Raw genomic sequence first — 16,936 nt, 5'->3', positions numbered from 1 at the left:
GGCCGGTCGGGTCAGCCGTCGTAGGTCCACATGCCGTTGTACCTGGCGGTTGCGGCCGCCTCGTTGTCCGCGTAGTCGGCGTGGATCTTGCGCAGTGTGCTCACCGTGTCGTTCAGTTCGGTCCCGCCGTCGGAGGTGAGGCTCTCCATATGTGCCCGAACCTCCTCGTACGCCACACCCGCCGCGTAGCCCCTGCCCGTGAAGACGAACTCACCGAGGGTGAGGCCACCGAGCGAGGACGACATCGTGGTGATCGTGTCCGCTGCCGACGCCCACGTGTCCGTGTCCGCGGCGAGGTTCTCCAGTGCGACCTCGAGAGTCATGGTTCGTGCTCCTTCAGCTGTAGGTGTCGGGCTTGAGGATGGCTGCCATGCCCCGCGGGTCGTTGAGCTTGGCGACCATGGCGTTCAGATCGTCCACCGGCGCCAGAGCGACGGCCGACTGTGCGGCGGACGCGGCGAGGGCGTTCTTGATCGCCTCCGTGACCGCTCGCGAGATGTTGAAGGCGTGCGAGTCCTCCGCGAAGTCCGGATCGATGTTCACCTCGGCGATGCCGCCGGCGCCATCCACGACGACCTCGACCCGCCGCTGGCCGTCGTGGCCGACGATCCGCTCCTGGGACCGCGCCTCGATCGCGGTCACCGCGGAGCTCAGGATGCCCTGGAACTCCTGGAGGTGGGCGATCAGACCCCGGGTGGCCGCCGTGGCGTCGATGTCGGACTCGCCACCGACGAGCTCGTCGAGCTGGGCGGCGAGCTCCTCGTGCCGCGGTCGCATCGGGCGGGTGCGTGGCTCCGGTTGTTCGTCCTGCTCGTCGATCCCGGTGGACCACTGCTCGATCCGTCCCAGGGTCGCGGCCACATAGGCGGAGACGACGGCGGCGCCCAGCTGGTCGGCCTCGTACTCGTCCGACCAGGCCTCGAGCACGGCCACGTCGAGGAACATTCCGTCGTCGTTCAGGCGAACCGTGACGACACCGGCCTGGTCCTGGCCCCGAGAGGCGCCGAGGTTGCCCTGGGTCGCCTCGATCCGTTGACTCATCCGATCCATCGAGTCGCGCAGATCCGCGACTCGATCCAGGTCCTCATTGGGCATTCGGTTGGCTCCCCTGTTCCAGCGGCGGCGGGCGTGACGTCATAGAGGCTACGAGAATGGCCGACCGGGCGCTATGGGGCGACCTCCCCATCGGCGACCGGCTACTGGATCGCGGACCGCCCGGGGATCAGTGCGGTGAACCGGCGTCCGCCGCCGGCGCGCTTGCGGGCCAGCACGCTGTCGAGGCGTTGGGCGAGCCGGGAAATGATGATGTTCACGATGACGTAGATGACCGTGATGACCAGGTACGTCTGGATCAGGTCACCGGTGTTCGCGACCAGCACCCGCCCGCTCTGCATCAGCTCGCTGTAGCTGACCACGTACCCGAACGCGGTGTCCTTGACGACGATCACGGCCTGCGCCACCAGCGCCGGGATGACCACCCGCAGCGCCTGCGGGAAGATCACCAGCCGGAACGCCTGCGGCCCGGTCATCCCGACGGCGGCCGCGGCCTCGCCCTGCCCCCGCGGCAGCGCGAGCACGCCGGCCCGGAACACCTCGGCGAGGGTGGCCGCCGCGCACAGCCCGATCGGGATCACGAGCTTCCAATACACGTCCGGGTTGATGCCGTACTGGGGCAGGGCGAACATGAAGATGTAGATGATGAGCAGCACCGGCACGGCCCGGAACGCCTCGATCACCGCGGTCGCCGGCCAACGGAACCACGCCCGGTGGGAGAGCCGCCCGACGGCGAGGAGCAACCCGAGCGGCAGTCCGATGGCGGCCGCGCCCAGGGCGGCCAGGCCGGTGTTGCCCAGGGCTCGGGCGAGGTAGCGCATCGTGGCCGGCTGCAGGAGCTCACGCCACTTCGACGGCGCCAGCTGGCCGCTGGCATAGAACTGGTAGTAGGCGAGGCCGAGCAGGCCGGCGATGGCCACCAGGGAGATCACGGTGACGACGGCGACCCGGCGGCGCGCCCTCGGCCCGACCGTGTCGAACAGCGCGTGCTGCATGCTCATCGCAGCACCCGCAACCGTGTCTCCATGCGGGCACCGAAGGCCGCCGCGCCCAGGGAGATGGCCGCGTACAGCACGGCCGCGACGAGGAACGTGGTGATCCCCAGCGCCTCCCTGTTGTTGATGTAGGAGACGGTGCCGGTCAGGTCACGCACGCCCACCACGGTGGCCAGCGACGAGCTGAGCATGATCCCGATGAACAGGGTCACGGTCGGCCCGATCACGGTGCGGGTGGCCTGCGGCAGGATCAGCTCGCGGACGATGCCGCCGAACGTCAGCCCGATCGAGCGGGCCGCCTCGATCTGCCCGGCGCCGATCGCGTTGATGCCGGTGCGGAACGTCTCGCAGGCGAACGCGGTGCCGACCAGCGTCATCGCGATGATCACCCCGGGCACGAAACCGGGGTTCAGGTTGATCTCCGGCAGCCCGTAGACCACCACGATCAGCAGGCTCACCAGCGGCACGTTGCGGAAGATCTCCACGTACACCGCACCCGCCACCCGCAGCGGCGGGATCGGGCTGATCCGGAACGTGGCCATCAGTAGGCCACCCGCGACGGAGGCGACGAACGCGACGACGGTGAGCACCGCCGTCGTCCCCAGACCACGCAACAGCGTGCCAAGGTACTCGGTCAGGATGATCTGCACCCGCGCCTCCTCGCTGCGCACCCGCCCGGCGCCCGCTCGCCGGGCGCCGGCCGAGCGAGTCGTGGTCGGTCAGGACCCTTCGACGGAACCGATCACCGGGGGCTCGGGGGCGGTGTCGATGTCGGCGCGGTCACCGATGGTGATCTGCCACAGCTCGGCCCAGGTGCCGTCGTCGATGACCTGCTGCAGCCATTCGTTGACGAAGTCCTGCGCATCGGAGTCCTTGGGCAGGCCGATGCCGTAGTTGTCGCCGGGGCCGAAGGGCTCTCCGACGATCTGCACGTCGTCGTTGGTGACGACGGCGTTGAGCAGCAGGCTCTGGTCGATCACGTAGGCGTCGGCGTTGCCCTGCTGCACGGCGGCGAGCGCCTGGGCGTGGTCGGGCAGTTCCAGCACGGTCGCGCCGGGCGCGAACTCCTCGAGCACGGTCACGCCGGTGGAGGCGGCCTGCGTGGCGACCGTGGCGCCGTCGAGGTCGTCCAGGCCGGTGATGTCGGAGTCGATCGGGACCAGGATGCCGCTCTGCGAGGAGTAGTACGGGCCCGCGAACGCGACCCGCGCGGCGCGCTCGGGGGTGATCGAGTACGTCGCGAAGATGGTGTCCACCGCGCCGGTCTCGAGTAGGTCCTCACGGGTGTCCACGGTGACCTGCTGCAGGTCGGTGTTCACCTCGCCGAGGATGTACCGGGACAGCAGCTGGGACAGCGCGGCGTCGAAGCCGGTGGCCACGCCGGTGGTCGGGTCGAGCAACGAGAACAGTTCCGAGGTCTCGGTGCCGCCCACGGTCAGCACGCCGGCCTCGCGCACGCCGCTGGCCCACTCGTTGGCCTCGACGGTGGCGTCGTCGGCGACGATGCCGCCGTCCAGCAGCTCCTGGTAGGCGGACGACTCGTCGCCGGAACCGTCGCCGTCGGTGCCCTCCTCCTCCGGGCTGCAGGCGACCAGGGCGACGGCGGCCAGGGAGAGGGCGGCGACGGCGGTCAGGCCTCGTCGGGTGGTCGTGCGGGTTCTCATGATGCCTCCGGAGAAGGGGTTCGCCACGGATATGCGTAGGAAGGCTACACAGGGCGCGGTCGCCAGCATCCCACCGGACCGGTGCCTGGGCGAGTGGCGACGACGGTGCCGCTCACCACGTGAGATGGCGGCGCCTGCCAGCCAGGACGGCTGCTGCGGCAACCACCACGGCGCTCTCAAGGGGGCGGGTAGGTTCGGGGCATGGATCTCGCACTTCTCGACGTGGTCGCGGCCCTGGAACGGCGGTACCCACCGGGGACCGCGGAGGACTGGGACGCCGTCGGTCTGGTGGTCGGTGAGCCCGATGCCCGGGTGGCTGCGGTGCTGTTCGCGATCGACCCGGTCGAGACCGTGGTGGACGAGGCGATCGAGCGCGGCGTGGACCTGCTCGTCACCCATCACCCGCTGTACCTGCGCGGCGTCACCTCGGTAGCCGCGACCGGCGCCAAGGGTCGCCTGGTGCACCGGCTGATCCGGGCCGGGATCGCCCTGTACGTGGCGCACACGAATGCCGACATCGCCGCCGGTGGCGTCAACGACGCCCTCGCCGCGGCCCTCGGCCTGACCGGCACCCGCCCGCTCGTGCCGGCCCCCGCTCCCGCGCACGACCTGCTCGTCACCTACGCGCCCGTGGCGTCGGCGGAGCCGGTCCGGCGCGCGCTCGCGGCCGCCGGCGCGGGCGCGATCGGCGACTACGAGGGCTGCGCCTGGTCGGTGACCGGCGCCGGGGAGTTCACGCCGAAGCCCGGGGCGAGCCCCGCCGTCGGGCAGGTCGGCGCCCACGAACGACTGGCCGAGACCCGCCTCGAGATGGTGGTGCCCACGCCGGCACGCGAGCGCGTGCTGGCCGCGCTGCGGGCGGCGCACCCCTACGAGGAGCCGGCGTTCTCCTTCCTGCCCACGCGGACGCCGTCGGGCCCCACCGGCAGCGGCCGGATCGGCGAGCTCAGCGCGCCGGCCACGCTCGCGGACTTCGCGCAGGCGGTGGCCCGGGCACTGCCGGCGACGGCGCACGGCGTCCGGGTGGCCGGCGCACCCGGGTCGGTGGTGCGGACGGTCGCCGTCAGCGGCGGCAGCGGCGACGCCTACCTCGACGCGGCCGCGGTCGCCGGTGCCGACGTCTACGTGACCGCGGACCTGCGCCACCACCGCGCGAGCGAGGCGCTCGCCGAGTCGGGCGCGCCCGCCCTGATCGACGTGGCGCACTGGGCCAGCGAGTGGCCGTGGCTGCCGGTCGCGGCCGCGGACCTGGCCGCCGACACCGGCCTCGTGACGGGAGTCAGCACGCGCGTCACCGACCCGTGGACCGATCGGCTCGCCTCCGCCGGGGACACTGATGGACGCACGGGCGCCACGGGTGTTTGATGGCCCCACCTGTCGATGAGGAGAGGTGGAGCCGATGTCCGACCGGACCCTGATCGTCCTGCGGCACGCGAAGTCCGCGTGGGACACCGGCGAGCCGGACCACCTGCGCCCGCTGGCGCCGCGCGGGCTGCGTGACGGCGTCGCCGCCGGCCGGGTGCTCGCCGGGCACGACCTCGACGTGGTGCTCTGCTCGACGGCCACCCGCGCCCGGATGACCTGGTTGCGGGCCGAACGAGCCGGGGCCCGGTGCGCGGACGTGCGCTACGCCGGTGCCCTGTACGGCGCGGATCCCGACGACGTGATCCGGCTCGTCCGCGACCTCCCGGCGACCGCGAGCACGGCCCTGGTGATCGGGCACGAGCCGACGCTCGCCGAGTTCATCCTCGACGTCGCGCAGCCGTCGGAGGTCACCGAGCACATCGCCGAGAAGTTCCCGACGGCGGCCCTTGCGGTGCTGCGGTTCGGCGGCGGCTGGGAGCAGGTCGCCGCGGGCGACGTGCGGCTGGAGAGCTTCGAGGTTCCCCGTGGTCACGCCGGCGCCGACGACGATTAGGCTGAGCGTCACTCGATACCCCGGAGGACATCTGTGAGCACTGCCCCCGTCGCCGATCAGCAACGCCTGCTGGACGTGCAGGCCATCGACACCCGCCTGGCCCAGCTGGCCCACCAGCGCCGATCCCACCCGAGCCTGGCGACGCTCGGCGAGTTCTCCAAGCGTGCCCAGGACCTGGAGCGGGTCCGGGCGGAGACGGCCGTGGTGGTCAGCGACACCCGCCGTGAGCTGGCAAAGGCCGAGACCGACGTGGAGCAGGTCGCCAACCGGGCCGCCCGGGACCAGCAGCGGCTGGACAGCGGCGCCGGGTCGGCGAAGGACCTGCAGGCCATGACGCACGAGCTCGAGTCCCTCGGCCGCCGCAAGGCCGCGCTGGAGGAGGTCGAGCTCGAGGTGATGGAGCGGCTCGAGGCCGCCGAGGGGGAGGTCACGGCGGTCACCGCGCAGGCGGAGGCACTGCGGGCCGACGCCGAGCGGCTCGAGGCCGAGCGGGACGCCGCGTTCGGCCAGCTCGACGAGGCCATCGCGCAGGCGCAGGCCGAACGGGCCGCCGCCGTCGAGGGGATCGACGCCAATCTGCTCGCGCTGTACGAGCGGGTCCGGTCCCAGACCGGCGGGCTCGCGGCGGTGGCGCTGCGCGGCGAGACCACCGAGGGCGTGAACCTCACGCTCAGCCTCACCGAGCGCGCCGCCATCCGCGACGCCCCGCCGGAGGACGTCATCCAGTCCGAGGAGTACGGCTACATCCTGGTGCGGGTGTGAAGACGAAGGGTCGTTCATGAGCATGCACGCGGACGTCGCGGGCCGGGGCGTCACCGGGGTGGGGGAGCCCGTCACGGTGGCGCTGGTCCGCCACGGCGAGACACCCATGACGCCCACCGGCGCCTACTCCGGGTCCGGGGTGCCCGGCCCGCCGCTGAGCGAGGCGGGCCGCGTGGAGGCGGCGCGGGCCGCGACGATCCTTGGCCGGCTCGGGTCCGACCTGTTCGACGACGTCCCGCCGCCGACGACGCTGATCACCTCTCCGATGGTGCGCACCCGTGAGACCGCGGAGGTGATCGCGGCCCACTTCGGGCTCTCCGCGCTCGTGGACGACCGCGCGAAGGAGTGCAACTTCGGCGAGTGGGAGGGCCTCAAGGAGGACGAGATCGACGCCCGGTGGCCCGGGGAGCTCGACGCCTGGCACACCACCGGCACCACGCTTCCCCCGGGTGGGGAGTCCATCGCCCAGGTCGGCGAACGGACCCACGCCCTGCTGCTCGACCTGCTCGCCGAGCACGCCGGGTCCACCGTGGTGGTGGTGGCGCACGCGGTGACGATCCGTAGCGTCATCGGGCAGTGCCTGCTCGCGCCGCCCGGCGGCTGGTGGCGGCTGCGGTTGCAGTCGGGCTCGGTGAGCGTGATCCAGGTGTACCCGGATGGGCTCGCGAAGGTGCTCGTGGCCGGGTTGCTCGACTAGCGGGCAGTTTCGAGCACGTCGGCCGCGGTGGCCTCGACGACGGTGCCGGCGATCCGGTCGTGGACCGTGCGGCCCCGGCCGATCAGGACCCCGGCGACCATCACGCCGATGACCGGGTACGTCAGGGCCGTCGCGGCGATCGTGACGGGGTCGGCGTCGGCGTAGCCTCCGAACGCGGCACCGACGGCGACCGCGTGCCCGAGCTGCCACGGGATCGCGATCTTCAGCGTGTTGCGCAGCAGCGCCCGCCCGAACGGAACACCGGCGCCGTCGGCGGCGCTCACCCGGAGGCCGAATCGTCGCTTGCCCCAGGTGGCCGCGTCGGGGCCGGACTCACGGCGGGCGGCGAGCAGGGTCGCGAGGACCGGGGGAACCGCGCTCATGGCGAACACCAGGGTCGGCTCCTGGCCCCAGCCGGCGTTCCGGGCGAGCAGGCCGAACGGCACGGTCGCGGCGGCGATACCCAGGTAGCCCACGCAGTCCAGGACGTAGGCCTTGCCGCGTCTGCCCGCCAGTGGGTTCATGACAGCCCACGGTAACAAGGGCGCGTCGTCGCCCGGCTCATCCGGAAGGAGGATTCCCGGCGTCGGGGTCCTGCACCGGTGGCCACCTAGAGACTCACCCGCGCGCCGTAGCGGGCCACCATCGTCCGAGCCGCCTCGTCCACCACGTGGAGGGTCTCCTCGTCGGTGAGCGACCAGTTCCCGTGGACCAGGCGGGGCCAGAAGACGACGGTCGAGATCATCCCGAGGAACTGCGGTGCCGCCACGTCCGGGTCATCGACGTGGGCGTCTCCCGACCCGGTCTCCGCCAGTAGGTAGCGCTTGAGTGCCGCGAGCACGGGCAGCGTGCCGAAGTCGAAGGTCCGCGCGCGCAGGTCCGGGAACCTCGGTGCCTCGGCGATCAAGGTCCGCATCAGGTCCTCGACCCGAGGACGGGACAGCAGGTCCGCGTACGCGAGACCCAAGGCAACCAGTCCCGCGTGGAAGTCTCCGGGCGGCGGGTCCGCGAGCTCGCGGTCGGGTGTGCCACCCGCCGCGAGCACCGTTGCTTCGAAGAGTTCCGCCTTGGTCGGGAACTGTTTGAACAGCGTCGCCTTGGAGACCCCGGCGCTCTCGGCGACGCGCGCCAGCGGGGTCCGGTCGTAGCCGAGTTCGAGGAACAGGTCTGCGGCCGCGTCAAGGATCGCGACACGGTTGGTTGCCGCGACCTGTCGGTGGTAGGCGGAGAGTTCACGGGGCATGCTCCCAGTATGCCAGCAAGGTGAGTTGCTTGACTCACCTCTACCGAGAAGGTACGTTCACTTGTGGTGAGTCGCTCGACTCACCACAACTCGAAGGAGTGGACATGGCCAAGCTCATCTACTCGATGATCACCTCGCTCGACGGCTATGCCGAGGCGGCGGAGGGCACGCTCGGCACCGGGGCCGAGGACGAGGAGGTGCACACCTTCATCGGCGACACCTTCCGCGACGTGGGCACGTTCCTCTACGGCCGGCGGATGTACGAGACGATGGTCTTCTGGGAGACGGCGCACGAGTTGCCCGAGGTGCCGCCGCACATCCTGCAGTACGCCCGCGACTGGCAGGCCGCGGAGAAGGTCGTGTACTCCACGACGCTGGAGTCGGTCTCCAGCGAGAGGACCAGGATCGAGCGGAGCTTCGATCCGGACGCGGTGCGCACGCTCAAGGCCGAGTCCGATCACGACCTCAGCGTCGACGGTCCGAACCTCGCGGCCCAGGCGATCGCGGCGGGCCTGGTGGATGAGTATCACCTGTTCATCACCACGAGCGTGGTCGGCGGCGGCAAGCGGTTCTTCCCCGACGGCGTACGCCTTGATCTCGACCTGGTCGAGGAGCGCGCGTTCGCCAGCGGGCTGATCTACGCGCACTACCGGACCCGCTGACCTGCCCGATCACGATCGCCGGCGGGTCACGCCAGGACGAGCTCCAGGGTGTCCGGGCCGGTCCGGCCGGCGCGGGGGAGCAGGCTCGCCTCACGCAGCACGGTCGGGATCAGTTCCTGCGCCGCGGCGAGCACCTGCGCCGGGGTGCGCGGCGGGGCGCCGGGCCGGGTGAGCAGGTGGTGGGTGAGCACGCCGCGGGTGTGCTTGGCGAAGTGGGAGACCACGGACGGCTTGCCGTCGCGGATCTGCACCACCCGCACCGTGAGCCACGGCAGGCCCGACGGCGGCCGCCAGGTGGGCAGGTAGCTGGAGGACCGGGAGTCGATCACCACGCCCCAGTCCTCCCCGAGGGTCTGCTTGAGTGCGGGCGCCCAGTACTGGGTCAGCTCGCCGATGCCGGGCAGTTTCGCACAGATGGAGGTGCGATACGCCGGGATCCGGTCAGTCGGCGCCAGCACCCCCCACAGTCCGGACACGATCCGTACGGAACGGTTCGCCCGCCGTCGGGCGGTCCCGGTCAGGGCGTCCAGACCGGCGGCCGCATAGAGAACGCCCGTGTAGACCTTCGCCGCGGGCGCCGCCGGCGCCGACCGCAGCGTCGTGTTGTGCTCGATCTCGGCGGTCAGGGTCGGCGGGATGTCGAGGACCCGGGCGGCATCCGGGCGGGCGCTGGCATCGATCACCAGGTCGAGCAGCCGCTCGCGGTGCTCGGACAGCTCGGGGTGGCTGAGGGACGTGAGATCCACGGGCGTGCCGCGTGCGGGTGAGGTCTTGCCCTCGGACGGGGGAAGCAGGATGAGCACGGACCCAGGGTAGGCGCGCCGCGGGCTAGACTCGCACACGGATGAGTCGGCCAGGCGGTCGCGTCACGGAGTGATCCGTGCCGAGGAACGTCCGGGCTCCACAGGGCAGGGTGGTGGGTAACGCCCACCCGGGGTGACCCGCGGGACAGTGCCACAGAAAGTAGACCGCCGCCCCGGTTCGCCGGAGCGGTAAGGGTGAAACGGTGGTGTAAGAGACCACCAGCGCATCGGGTGACCGAAGCGGCTAGGTAAACCCCACCCGGAGCAAGACCAGACAGGAAGCGTTCGAGGGCTGCTCGCCCGAGCTTCCGGGTAGGTCGCTGGAGGCGTGCGGCAACGTACGTCGTAGATGGATGGCCGCCCCCGGATCGCACGCGGTCCGGGACAGAACCCGGCGTATCGGCCGGCTCATCCACCACCCGGGCCGGTGCCGACCTGACGCTCCGGTGGCACCGTGGCGTCAGAGGACCTTCGACAGGAAGGTCTGGGTGCGCGGCTCGCGCGGGCTGGTGAGCACCTCGCGGGGGTCGCCCTCCTCGACGATCATGCCGTCGTCCATGAAGATCAGTCGGTTGCCGACCTCGCGGGCGAAGCCCATCTCGTGGGTCACGACCATCATCGTCATCCCCTCGTCCGCCAGCGTCCGCATCACCGCGAGCACGTCACCCACCAGTTCGGGGTCCAGCGCCGAGGTCGGCTCGTCGAAGAGCATCATGTCCGGGTTCATCGACAGCGACCGCGCGATCGCGACCCGCTGCTGCTGGCCGCCGGACAGGTGCGCCGGGTAGGCATCCTCGCGGTCGGCGAGGCCGACCTTCGCGAGGTTCTCGCGCGCAACCGACTCGGCCTCGGCCCGCTTGCGGCCGAGCACCCGCTGCTGGGCCAGGCACAGGTTGCCGAGCACCGTCATGTGCGGGAACAGGTTGAACTGCTGGAACACCATCCCGATCCGGGTGCGGACCCTGTCGACGTCCACCTCGGGATCGAGGATGGGGATGCCCTCGATGAGGATCTGCCCGTCCGTGGGCGCCTCGAGCAGGTTGACCGACCGCAGCAGTGTGGACTTCCCGGACCCCGATGGCCCGATCACGCAGACGACCTCGCCCGGTCGGACCGTCAGCGAGATGCCCTTGAGCACCTCGTTGTCGCCGAAGGACTTGTGCAGGTCGATGATCTCGATCGCCGGTGCGTCGGGCCGCACCGGCAGCATCGGTTCGCTGCCCGACGGCGTGGCTGAGCCGGTCATCGTGCCCTCGCCATCCGTCGCTCGAGGTAGGCGACGACCCGGGTCAGCGGGATCGTCACCAGCAGGTAGAGCATGGCTGCCATCACGAGCACCGTGCCGTTGCTGTTGGTCGTGGTGGCGTCGCGCGCGAACGTGGTCAGCTCCTTCGTGAAGATCGTGGAGCCCGCGATGAACAACAGCGACGTGTCCTTCAGCAGCAGGACGAACTCGTTGGTCAGCGGCGGGATGATGATCCGCAACCCTTGCGGCAGGATCACGAAGAACGTCGTCTTCAGCGGGGACATGCCCAGCGAGCGCGACGCCTCGGTCTGCCCCTTCGGCACCGCCTGGATGCCCGCCCGGATCACCTCGGCCATGTAGGCGCCCGCCACGACGATCAGACCGAGCAGGCCGGCGCCGACCGGTGCGAACGGCAGTTTGACACCGAACGCGATCGGCAGCATGTACGCGAACGCGAAGATCGTCAGCAGCGCCGGCAGCCCTCGGAACAACTCGATGTAGGCCGTCGCGAACCAGCGGTAGGGGCGGATGCTCGACAGTTTCATCAGCGCCATCAGGGTGCCCACGAGCAGCCCCCCGACGAACGACACGACTGTGAACACCAGCGTGTTCTTGAGGGCGATCGTGATGATCTCGGGGAACTGTTCCCGCGCGATGTCCCACTGGAGGAAGTACTGCGCGAACCGTTGCCAGTCCGCCGCGAGAACGACCACGATGAGGGCGGCGACGAACGCTGCGTACAGTGCGCCGCGCACCAACCTGCGGCGCGTGGTGCGACGCAGCCTCACGTGAGGTCTCCCGCCCGGCCTCGGCTCAGCCCTCGGTGGAGAAGTAGCGGTCGTAGATCGTCTCGTAGGTGCCGTCGTCGCGCATGGCCTGCAGGTGCTCGTTGACGGCGGCCAGCAGGTTCGGCCGCTCCCCCTTGGCGAACGCGAAGCCGTAGCTCTCGTCGGTTTGGAACTCCTCGACGACGACGTAGCTGGAGTCGGTCCGTACGTGTTCGACGTTCACCGGGAGGTCCTGCAGGATGCCCTGGATCGTGTCGCCCTGCAGTGCCGGCCACAGTTCGCCGTCGGAGGGGAACTCGACGAGTTGGACACCGTCGGGGGCGTTCTCCTCCGCGAACGCCTGGCCGGTTGTGCCCTGCTGCACGCCGAGGGCGCCGGTGAAGGTCGCGAGGCTGGTGACGCCACTTGCGGCAGGCACCAGCAGCGACTGCAGCGAGTCGTAGTAGGGGTCTGAGAAGTCGAGGTTCTCGGCGCGCTCCGGGGTGATCGTCATCGCCGACGCGCCGAGGTCGCACTGACCGGCCCCGAGCACCGCACCGGACTGCAGCGCGTCGAACGAGACGTCCTGGACGCTCAGGGTGAGTTCGAGCCGGTCGGCGATCTCCTGCATGATGTCCATGTCGAAACCGCTGTAGCCGCTCTCGGCCGACGCGTCCTCGACCTCGAACGGGGGATAGGGGATGTCGGAGCACACGGTCAGGGTGCCCTCGGTGACGAGTTCGAGACCGGCCGCCTCGCCGTCGGTCTCATCCTCCCCTCCGGAGCCGCCGCAGGCCGCGAGCAGGGCCGTCGTCGCCGCCAGTGCAACGATCGAGGCAAGCCTGCCGGGCCAGGGGGTGCGAGTCGTCCTGCGGTTCATGGCGTTCCTCCTGATGCAGGTGGTGCGCGCCCGGACGACGGTTTGCCGGGACGAGGAAATCGTATGGCGGTTCGTCGGCGCCCACCCCTCGGATCGGCCGACCGAGACCGGGTTGTGACCTGCGACATCGGCCGGCTCATCCACACCCCAGCCAGCCGCATGCATGAGGGTCCTACGACCAGGTCTCTATCGGCGTTGTCTGCGCCGGGGCTCGTGCGAACTTCCTGTCGTCGGTGAGCAACGGCATTCCCAACGATTCGGCCAACGCCAGATAGAAGGCTTCGTAGGCGGTGAAGGTGTCCCGCAGCGCCAGCGCCCGCCGCTGGTAGGGCTGCATCGGATAGCGGATGAGCGGCAGATCCGCGAAGTCGTCGAGCATCTGTTCCGCTCGGTAGGGGCTGATCCGGATCGAGGGCTTCGACGTCAGCAACAGCCCGCGGATCGCCGACGTCACCTCGGCATCGACAAGCGTTGGTGCATAGACGTGCCGTTGACGGCCGAACTGATCCCGGAGTGCGGAATCGCCTCGCCGGTTCTGCAGGAGTCGCACGACGATCGAGGCATCGACGACGGTCACGTCAACGCTGGTCTTCGGTCATGAGTGCCCTGACCTCGTCGCCGCTCGCCTCGACACTCTCGCGTGAGGCGATCCGCGCCAGGACCTCGCTCATCGCCGGGCTCGAGGCATCCTCGTGCATCAGTTCCCGCAGGTAACTCGACAGCGACATGTTTCGGGCCGCGGCGCGTGCGCGCAGGACCTGCGCATCCTCCGAAGGGACGTCGCGGACCTGCAGGATCTCGGTGCTCATGCAGCCATACTAGCCGCACTTCATGAACTATGCATGCATCGGGCGGGGCCAGGTCGGGCGACGTCGGGTGTCCACTCAAGGGAGCTCGCGAGTATTCCTTGGCCAGGGGAAGAATCCACACGTAGCGTTCGTTGCACAGAGCGACACCCACCCGCCCAAGGAGCATCATGTCTGCGCGCCTCATCACGACCAAGAGGGCCACCGCCTTCGACGTCGTCGTGCTGCGCGGACTCGGCTCGGCGAGTGCGACGGCGGCGGAACGACTGCGACCGACCCGATCCATGCGGGCTCGGTCGAAGCAGTTTGATTCCGAGCCCATCGGCCACCACTATCTGTGGCCCAGCCCCGTGGGGACAGCGAGCCCGGCTCGCGCCACCTGATGAGGACACCAGCCCACCCGAGCAGCGGATAACCGCGGCAGGGTCGGGCCAGGGTCCGAACCTCCACGGGGTCACCAGTCAGGTGGCCCCGTTTCCGTTGTGCGGTGGGACGACCTGCGGGTCGCCGGCCACGGCACGGCGAGCAAGGGCCCACCCGCAGGTGGAGCCCTCGAGCCCTCAGGGGCACCTTGAAACCTCAACAGTGGACAGCAACACCGGGCGGGGTAGCATCCCCGCCCGAGTTCGGGCGACCCCCACCGAGACGTCGACACCCAGCGGCCGAAGTACCGCCGGGTCGAGCAGGCGAAGGGATGCCCGATCTCGCGAGCGTCGTCCAGTGGCCCAGGACCACTGCCTTCCAAGCAGTCGACGCCGGTTCGAATCCGGCCGCTCGCTCTCAGCACGACCACGCTGCCGGAGCTCATCCGGCACTCGCCCTCGTAGCTCAACGGACAGAGCACCTGACTACGAATCAGGAGGTTGCAGGTTCGAGTCCTGCCGAAGGCACCAACCGTGCCGGTCGCACACGGTGAGCACCCTCGGGTGCCGCGACCACCTTGGCCTTCTGGCGGAACTGGTAGACGCGCGCGGCTCAGAGCCGCGTTCCCGATGGGTGTGAGGGTTCGAGTCCCTCGGAGGCCACGACGGCGGACCGAACCGGTCCGCGCGGGTTCACCTCCCGTCGGACACCCATGGAGGACTGGCAGAGCGGCCATTGCACCTGTCCAGAAAACAGCGGTCGGGGTCATACCCGCGGGGGGTCGAATCCCTCGTCCTCCGCCTCGCAGAGTCAACCGGACCGGCGTGACCGGATTGGGGGCGCAGGCCTTCGTAGCGCAGTGGACAGCGCGTCCGCCTCCGAAGCGGAAGGTCGCCGGTTCGAGTCCGGCCGAAGGCACCACCGCGCCGCGGCCGCGCGGCCCGGCCATCGGCCAGACGTTCAGGAATGCTGCAGGCACCGGGACGCGATCGGACGTGCTGCGAGACGCTCCGCACCGATCGGCTCCCCGCACACCTCGCAGATCCCGTAGGTGCCGGCGGTGAGGCGTTCCAAGGCTGCGTCGGCATCGGCGATCCGTGCTCGCGCGCTTGCTGCCAGCGCTTCCAGCAGCGCACGTTCGTAGGCGATGGTCGAGCCCTCCGGGTCGTGCTCGTCGTCGATGTTGGCGCCCTGGGAGGCCTGGACGACGTCGTCGCGGCTGATGCCGAGGTCCGCCAGCCGCGTCAGCGCCTCCGCACGCAGCGCGAGCAGCCCGACCCGTGCGGCGTCCTCATCCATCCCCGAAGTCGACCATGCCGACGGACCGGACACAACGCCGTCGGGCATCAGCCCTCACCCAGTTACCAGACCTACCCTCAGCACCTCCCGGAAGGAGGCCAGCATGAACACCCAGTACCCCGTTCCGCTCACCGGTGCCATGGCGCCCACCCTCATGTGGGCGCATGAGGACGAGGTCGAGGCGCAGGCACTGCAGCAGCTCCGCAACATCGCAGCACTGCCCTGGGTCGCCGGGGTGCGCGTGATGCCGGACGTCCACCTCGGCAAGGGCGCGACCGTCGGATCGGTCATCGCGATGCGGGACGCGGTCTCCCCGAACGCCGTGGGCGTGGACATCGGCTGCGGGATGATCGGCGTCAGGACGTCGCTGACCGCATCCGACCTGCCGGACGACCTGTCCGGCCTGCGCGCGGCGATCGAGGCGACCATCCCGGTCGGGTTCCACTCCCACGACGAGCAGGTGGACCTGCGTCGGATCCGGCCGATCACCGGCACCGGGGGAGCGGACCGGCTGCGCGGCGACGGGGCGTTCTGGGACCGCTTCGGTGGGTTGCACGACGACGTCCAGCGGCTTGAGGGTCGAGCGCGCAAGCAGCTCGGCACCCTCGGCGGTGGGAACCACTTCCTCGAGCTCTGCGTCGACACCGACGGTGCCGTCTGGCTCCAGCTGCACTCCGGTTCCCGGAACATCGGCAAGGAGCTGGCCGAGCGTCACGTCGCGATCGCCAAGGACCTGGACCACAACCAGGGTCTGGTTGACCGTGACCTCGCGGTGTTCCTCATGGGCACCCCGCAGATGGACGCCTACCTGCGCGACCTGCACTGGGCACAGGAGTACGCCGCCCGGTCCCGTGCGGTGATGATGACCCTGATGGTCGACGTCGTGCGCAGGCACTTCACCGACCGGGACGTCAGTTTCACCGAAGTCGCCAACGTGCACCACAACTACGTGGCACACGAGCAGATCGACGGCGAGGACCTGGTCGTGACCCGCAAGGGGGCGATCCGGGCCGGATCCGGCGAACTGGGACTGATCCCGGGATCGATGGGCACCGGGTCGTACATCGTGCGCGGCCTGGGCAACCCGGAGTCGTTCTACTCCGCATCCCACGGGGCAGGGCGACGCATGTCCCGGAACCAGGCGAGGAAGACGTTCACCGTCGACGATCTGGCCGCCCAGACCGCGGGCGTCGAGTGCCGCAAGGACGCCGGGGTGGTCGACGAGATCCCCGGCGCCTACAAGGACCTCGAGTCCGTGATCGCGGCGCAGTCGGACCTGGTCGAGGTGGTCGCCCGCCTGCGCACGGTCCTGTGCGTGAAGGGCTGACCGCCCTCGGATGGCCCGGCCGGCGAGCAGCTGCTCGTTGGCCGGGCCACAAGCCTGCATCAACCAACCATGCTCGAGAAGGGAGCACACGATGTCGAACACCAACATGACCCGAGAGATCGCAGTGGCCGTGCTGCCCGGCCAGCTCGCCACGACGAACTCGGCCCGCCTGCTCGTCGCGGCCACGCTGCGCCGAGCCGGAGCGAGGCGCCCGGACACCCTCGTGCTGCACGGGGGACCCGAGTCGAACGCCACGCCGGCCGCCATCTCGGCCCTGGTGACCTCCGCCGGCAACGCCGGCGTGACCCGGCTCGTCGCGGTGAACGTCACGGACCGGCTGCACCGGACCCTTGGCGCCATCACTCGGGACGCCGACCTCGCCTACGAGCGGCGCGAGGTGTCCGAGGACGCCCTGCTCCGCGCGTGAGGTCCGTGTTGCTGTCCACTGCTG

The 16,936-nt window shown here is 70.3% G+C and carries 21 protein-coding genes, 5 tRNA genes and 1 other RNA gene; 13 read left to right on the top strand and 14 right to left on the bottom strand.

Annotated elements, in window-relative coordinates; genetic code table 11:
- Positions 1–11: 11 nt before the first annotated feature.
- The 5 genes from GKS42_RS15200 to GKS42_RS15180 all read right to left on the bottom strand — a co-directional run bounded on the left by GKS42_RS15200 (position 12) and on the right by GKS42_RS15180 (position 3,712).
- Positions 12–323 carry a hypothetical protein gene (locus GKS42_RS15200; protein WP_154794596.1) on the bottom strand — a complete coding sequence of 104 codons (312 nt, stop codon included), beginning with the start codon at positions 321–323 and terminating at the stop codon, positions 12–14.
- 13 nt (positions 324–336) lie between these two features.
- The gene (locus GKS42_RS15195) at positions 337–1,041 is read right to left on the bottom strand and encodes a YbaB/EbfC family nucleoid-associated protein (RefSeq protein ID WP_154794595.1); all 705 of its coding nucleotides are present in this window, start codon (positions 1,039–1,041) and stop codon (positions 337–339) included.
- A gap of 155 nt (positions 1,042–1,196) precedes the next feature.
- Positions 1,197–2,054: an amino acid ABC transporter permease gene (locus GKS42_RS15190; protein WP_154794594.1), complete on the bottom strand. Its 858-nt coding sequence runs from the start codon at positions 2,052–2,054 to the stop codon at positions 1,197–1,199.
- Positions 2,051–2,698, bottom strand: coding sequence for an amino acid ABC transporter permease (locus GKS42_RS15185; RefSeq protein WP_168217855.1), 648 nt, complete (start codon positions 2,696–2,698; stop codon positions 2,051–2,053). Before GKS42_RS15185 ends, GKS42_RS15190 begins: the two co-directional genes overlap by 4 nt.
- A gap of 69 nt (positions 2,699–2,767) precedes the next feature.
- The gene (locus tag GKS42_RS15180; protein ID WP_154794592.1) at positions 2,768–3,712 is read right to left on the bottom strand and encodes a transporter substrate-binding domain-containing protein; all 945 of its coding nucleotides are present in this window, start codon (positions 3,710–3,712) and stop codon (positions 2,768–2,770) included.
- Positions 3,713–3,913: 201 nt separating this feature from the next.
- Between GKS42_RS15180 and GKS42_RS15175 the strand changes: the two genes are divergently transcribed.
- Genes GKS42_RS15175 through GKS42_RS15160 form a run of 4 tightly spaced genes read left to right on the top strand, consistent with a single transcriptional unit; the run spans position 3,914 to position 7,089 of the window.
- Positions 3,914–5,077, top strand: a complete 1,164-nt coding sequence (locus GKS42_RS15175; RefSeq protein ID WP_154794591.1) for a Nif3-like dinuclear metal center hexameric protein — start codon at positions 3,914–3,916, stop codon at positions 5,075–5,077.
- Between the two features lie 34 nt (positions 5,078–5,111).
- Complete coding sequence (locus GKS42_RS15170; protein ID WP_154794590.1) at positions 5,112–5,630, top strand: SixA phosphatase family protein; 519 nt, start codon at positions 5,112–5,114, stop codon at positions 5,628–5,630.
- A gap of 33 nt (positions 5,631–5,663) precedes the next feature.
- Positions 5,664–6,392, top strand: coding sequence for a zinc ribbon domain-containing protein (locus tag GKS42_RS15165; RefSeq protein WP_154794589.1), 729 nt, complete (start codon positions 5,664–5,666; stop codon positions 6,390–6,392).
- A 16-nt stretch (positions 6,393–6,408) separates the two neighbouring features.
- Positions 6,409–7,089 (top strand): histidine phosphatase family protein, encoded by a 681-nt coding sequence (locus tag GKS42_RS15160; protein WP_232847684.1) that lies wholly within the window; start codon positions 6,409–6,411, stop codon positions 7,087–7,089.
- Here GKS42_RS15160 and GKS42_RS15155 read toward each other — a convergent pair.
- Positions 7,086–7,613: an RDD family protein gene (locus tag GKS42_RS15155; RefSeq protein WP_154794588.1), complete on the bottom strand. Its 528-nt coding sequence runs from the start codon at positions 7,611–7,613 to the stop codon at positions 7,086–7,088. The genes GKS42_RS15160 and GKS42_RS15155 overlap by 4 nt on opposite strands.
- Before the next feature lie 86 nt (positions 7,614–7,699).
- Positions 7,700–8,332: a TetR/AcrR family transcriptional regulator gene (locus GKS42_RS15150; protein ID WP_154794587.1), complete on the bottom strand. Its 633-nt coding sequence runs from the start codon at positions 8,330–8,332 to the stop codon at positions 7,700–7,702.
- Between the two features lie 104 nt (positions 8,333–8,436).
- Here GKS42_RS15150 and GKS42_RS15145 point away from each other — a divergent pair, with 104 nt between their 5' ends.
- Positions 8,437–8,994: a dihydrofolate reductase family protein gene (locus GKS42_RS15145; protein WP_154794586.1), complete on the top strand. Its 558-nt coding sequence runs from the start codon at positions 8,437–8,439 to the stop codon at positions 8,992–8,994.
- Positions 8,995–9,020: 26 nt separating this feature from the next.
- Here the strand turns inward: GKS42_RS15145 and GKS42_RS15140 are convergent, their stop codons facing one another.
- Positions 9,021–9,797 carry a YaaA family protein gene (locus tag GKS42_RS15140; RefSeq protein WP_154794585.1) on the bottom strand — a complete coding sequence of 259 codons (777 nt, stop codon included), beginning with the start codon at positions 9,795–9,797 and terminating at the stop codon, positions 9,021–9,023.
- A gap of 42 nt (positions 9,798–9,839) precedes the next feature.
- Here GKS42_RS15140 and rnpB point away from each other — a divergent pair.
- Positions 9,840–10,212: RNase P RNA component class A (gene rnpB / locus GKS42_RS15135), an RNA gene on the top strand.
- Between the two features lie 45 nt (positions 10,213–10,257).
- On the opposite strand, the gene GKS42_RS15130 is transcribed toward rnpB, so the two are convergent.
- The 5 genes from GKS42_RS15130 to GKS42_RS15110 form a co-directional block, all read right to left on the bottom strand.
- Complete coding sequence (locus GKS42_RS15130; RefSeq protein ID WP_168217854.1) at positions 10,258–11,043, bottom strand: amino acid ABC transporter ATP-binding protein; 786 nt, start codon at positions 11,041–11,043, stop codon at positions 10,258–10,260.
- Entirely contained in the window at positions 11,040–11,831 is a 792-nt protein-coding gene (locus GKS42_RS15125) for an amino acid ABC transporter permease (protein WP_154794584.1), read from the bottom strand. Before GKS42_RS15125 ends, GKS42_RS15130 begins: the two co-directional genes overlap by 4 nt.
- A 25-nt stretch (positions 11,832–11,856) precedes the next feature.
- Positions 11,857–12,690, bottom strand: coding sequence for a transporter substrate-binding domain-containing protein (locus GKS42_RS15120; protein WP_154794583.1), 834 nt, complete (start codon positions 12,688–12,690; stop codon positions 11,857–11,859).
- A gap of 172 nt (positions 12,691–12,862) precedes the next feature.
- Positions 12,863–13,267, bottom strand: coding sequence for a type II toxin-antitoxin system VapC family toxin (locus tag GKS42_RS15115; protein WP_154794582.1), 405 nt, complete (start codon positions 13,265–13,267; stop codon positions 12,863–12,865).
- 1 nt (position 13,268) lies between these two features.
- The gene (locus tag GKS42_RS15110) at positions 13,269–13,499 is read right to left on the bottom strand and encodes a hypothetical protein (RefSeq protein WP_154794581.1); all 231 of its coding nucleotides are present in this window, start codon (positions 13,497–13,499) and stop codon (positions 13,269–13,271) included.
- A gap of 703 nt (positions 13,500–14,202) precedes the next feature.
- On the opposite strand from GKS42_RS15110, the gene GKS42_RS15105 reads away from it, so the two are divergent.
- The 5 genes from GKS42_RS15105 to GKS42_RS15085 all read left to right on the top strand — a co-directional run bounded on the left by GKS42_RS15105 (position 14,203) and on the right by GKS42_RS15085 (position 14,780).
- A tRNA-Gly gene (locus tag GKS42_RS15105) sits at positions 14,203–14,275 on the top strand.
- 38 nt (positions 14,276–14,313) lie between these two features.
- Positions 14,314–14,389 (top strand) — tRNA-Arg (locus GKS42_RS15100).
- Positions 14,390–14,438: 49 nt separating this feature from the next.
- Positions 14,439–14,521 (top strand) — tRNA-Leu (locus GKS42_RS15095).
- 52 nt (positions 14,522–14,573) lie between these two features.
- Positions 14,574–14,659: transfer RNA gene (locus GKS42_RS15090), tRNA-Ser, on the top strand.
- 45 nt (positions 14,660–14,704) lie between these two features.
- Positions 14,705–14,780: transfer RNA gene (locus tag GKS42_RS15085), tRNA-Arg, on the top strand.
- Between the two features lie 39 nt (positions 14,781–14,819).
- On the opposite strand, the gene GKS42_RS15080 is transcribed toward GKS42_RS15085, so the two are convergent.
- Entirely contained in the window at positions 14,820–15,158 is a 339-nt protein-coding gene (locus GKS42_RS15080; protein WP_154794580.1) for a TraR/DksA family transcriptional regulator, read from the bottom strand.
- A 103-nt stretch (positions 15,159–15,261) separates the two neighbouring features.
- Between GKS42_RS15080 and GKS42_RS15075 the strand changes: the two genes are divergently transcribed.
- Together GKS42_RS15075 and GKS42_RS15070 are read left to right on the top strand one after the other, a co-directional pair.
- The gene (locus GKS42_RS15075) at positions 15,262–16,485 is read left to right on the top strand and encodes an RtcB family protein (protein WP_154794579.1); all 1,224 of its coding nucleotides are present in this window, start codon (positions 15,262–15,264) and stop codon (positions 16,483–16,485) included.
- A gap of 91 nt (positions 16,486–16,576) precedes the next feature.
- Positions 16,577–16,912: a hypothetical protein gene (locus tag GKS42_RS15070; RefSeq protein WP_154794578.1), complete on the top strand. Its 336-nt coding sequence runs from the start codon at positions 16,577–16,579 to the stop codon at positions 16,910–16,912.
- Positions 16,913–16,936: the final 24 nt, after the last annotated feature.

This window comes from Occultella kanbiaonis, assembly GCF_009708215.1.
GTDB lineage: Bacteria > Actinomycetota > Actinomycetes > Actinomycetales > Beutenbergiaceae > Occultella > Occultella kanbiaonis.
Note: the sequence above shows the minus strand (reverse complement) of the source record. Positions and strands in the feature narration are given on the sequence as shown.

Coding starts and splice junctions, on each gene's coding strand:
- GKS42_RS15175 (WP_154794591.1), top strand. CDS start 3,914: ATGGATCTCGCACTTCTCGACGTGGTCGCGGCCCTGGAACGGCGGTAC.
- GKS42_RS15180 (WP_154794592.1), bottom strand. CDS start 3,712: ATGAGAACCCGCACGACCACCCGACGAGGCCTGACCGCCGTCGCCGCC.
- GKS42_RS15150 (WP_154794587.1), bottom strand. CDS start 8,332: ATGCCCCGTGAACTCTCCGCCTACCACCGACAGGTCGCGGCAACCAAC.
- GKS42_RS15170 (WP_154794590.1), top strand. CDS start 5,112: ATGTCCGACCGGACCCTGATCGTCCTGCGGCACGCGAAGTCCGCGTGG.
- GKS42_RS15200 (WP_154794596.1), bottom strand. CDS start 323: ATGACTCTCGAGGTCGCACTGGAGAACCTCGCCGCGGACACGGACACG.
- GKS42_RS15155 (WP_154794588.1), bottom strand. CDS start 7,613: ATGAACCCACTGGCGGGCAGACGCGGCAAGGCCTACGTCCTGGACTGC.
- GKS42_RS15110 (WP_154794581.1), bottom strand. CDS start 13,499: ATGAGCACCGAGATCCTGCAGGTCCGCGACGTCCCTTCGGAGGATGCG.
- GKS42_RS15075 (WP_154794579.1), top strand. CDS start 15,262: ATGAACACCCAGTACCCCGTTCCGCTCACCGGTGCCATGGCGCCCACC.
- GKS42_RS15130 (WP_168217854.1), bottom strand. CDS start 11,043: ATGACCGGCTCAGCCACGCCGTCGGGCAGCGAACCGATGCTGCCGGTG.
- GKS42_RS15145 (WP_154794586.1), top strand. CDS start 8,437: ATGGCCAAGCTCATCTACTCGATGATCACCTCGCTCGACGGCTATGCC.
- GKS42_RS15160 (WP_232847684.1), top strand. CDS start 6,409: ATGAGCATGCACGCGGACGTCGCGGGCCGGGGCGTCACCGGGGTGGGG.
- GKS42_RS15190 (WP_154794594.1), bottom strand. CDS start 2,054: ATGAGCATGCAGCACGCGCTGTTCGACACGGTCGGGCCGAGGGCGCGC.
- GKS42_RS15120 (WP_154794583.1), bottom strand. CDS start 12,690: ATGAACCGCAGGACGACTCGCACCCCCTGGCCCGGCAGGCTTGCCTCG.
- GKS42_RS15070 (WP_154794578.1), top strand. CDS start 16,577: ATGTCGAACACCAACATGACCCGAGAGATCGCAGTGGCCGTGCTGCCC.
- GKS42_RS15195 (WP_154794595.1), bottom strand. CDS start 1,041: ATGAGTCAACGGATCGAGGCGACCCAGGGCAACCTCGGCGCCTCTCGG.
- GKS42_RS15080 (WP_154794580.1), bottom strand. CDS start 15,158: ATGGATGAGGACGCCGCACGGGTCGGGCTGCTCGCGCTGCGTGCGGAG.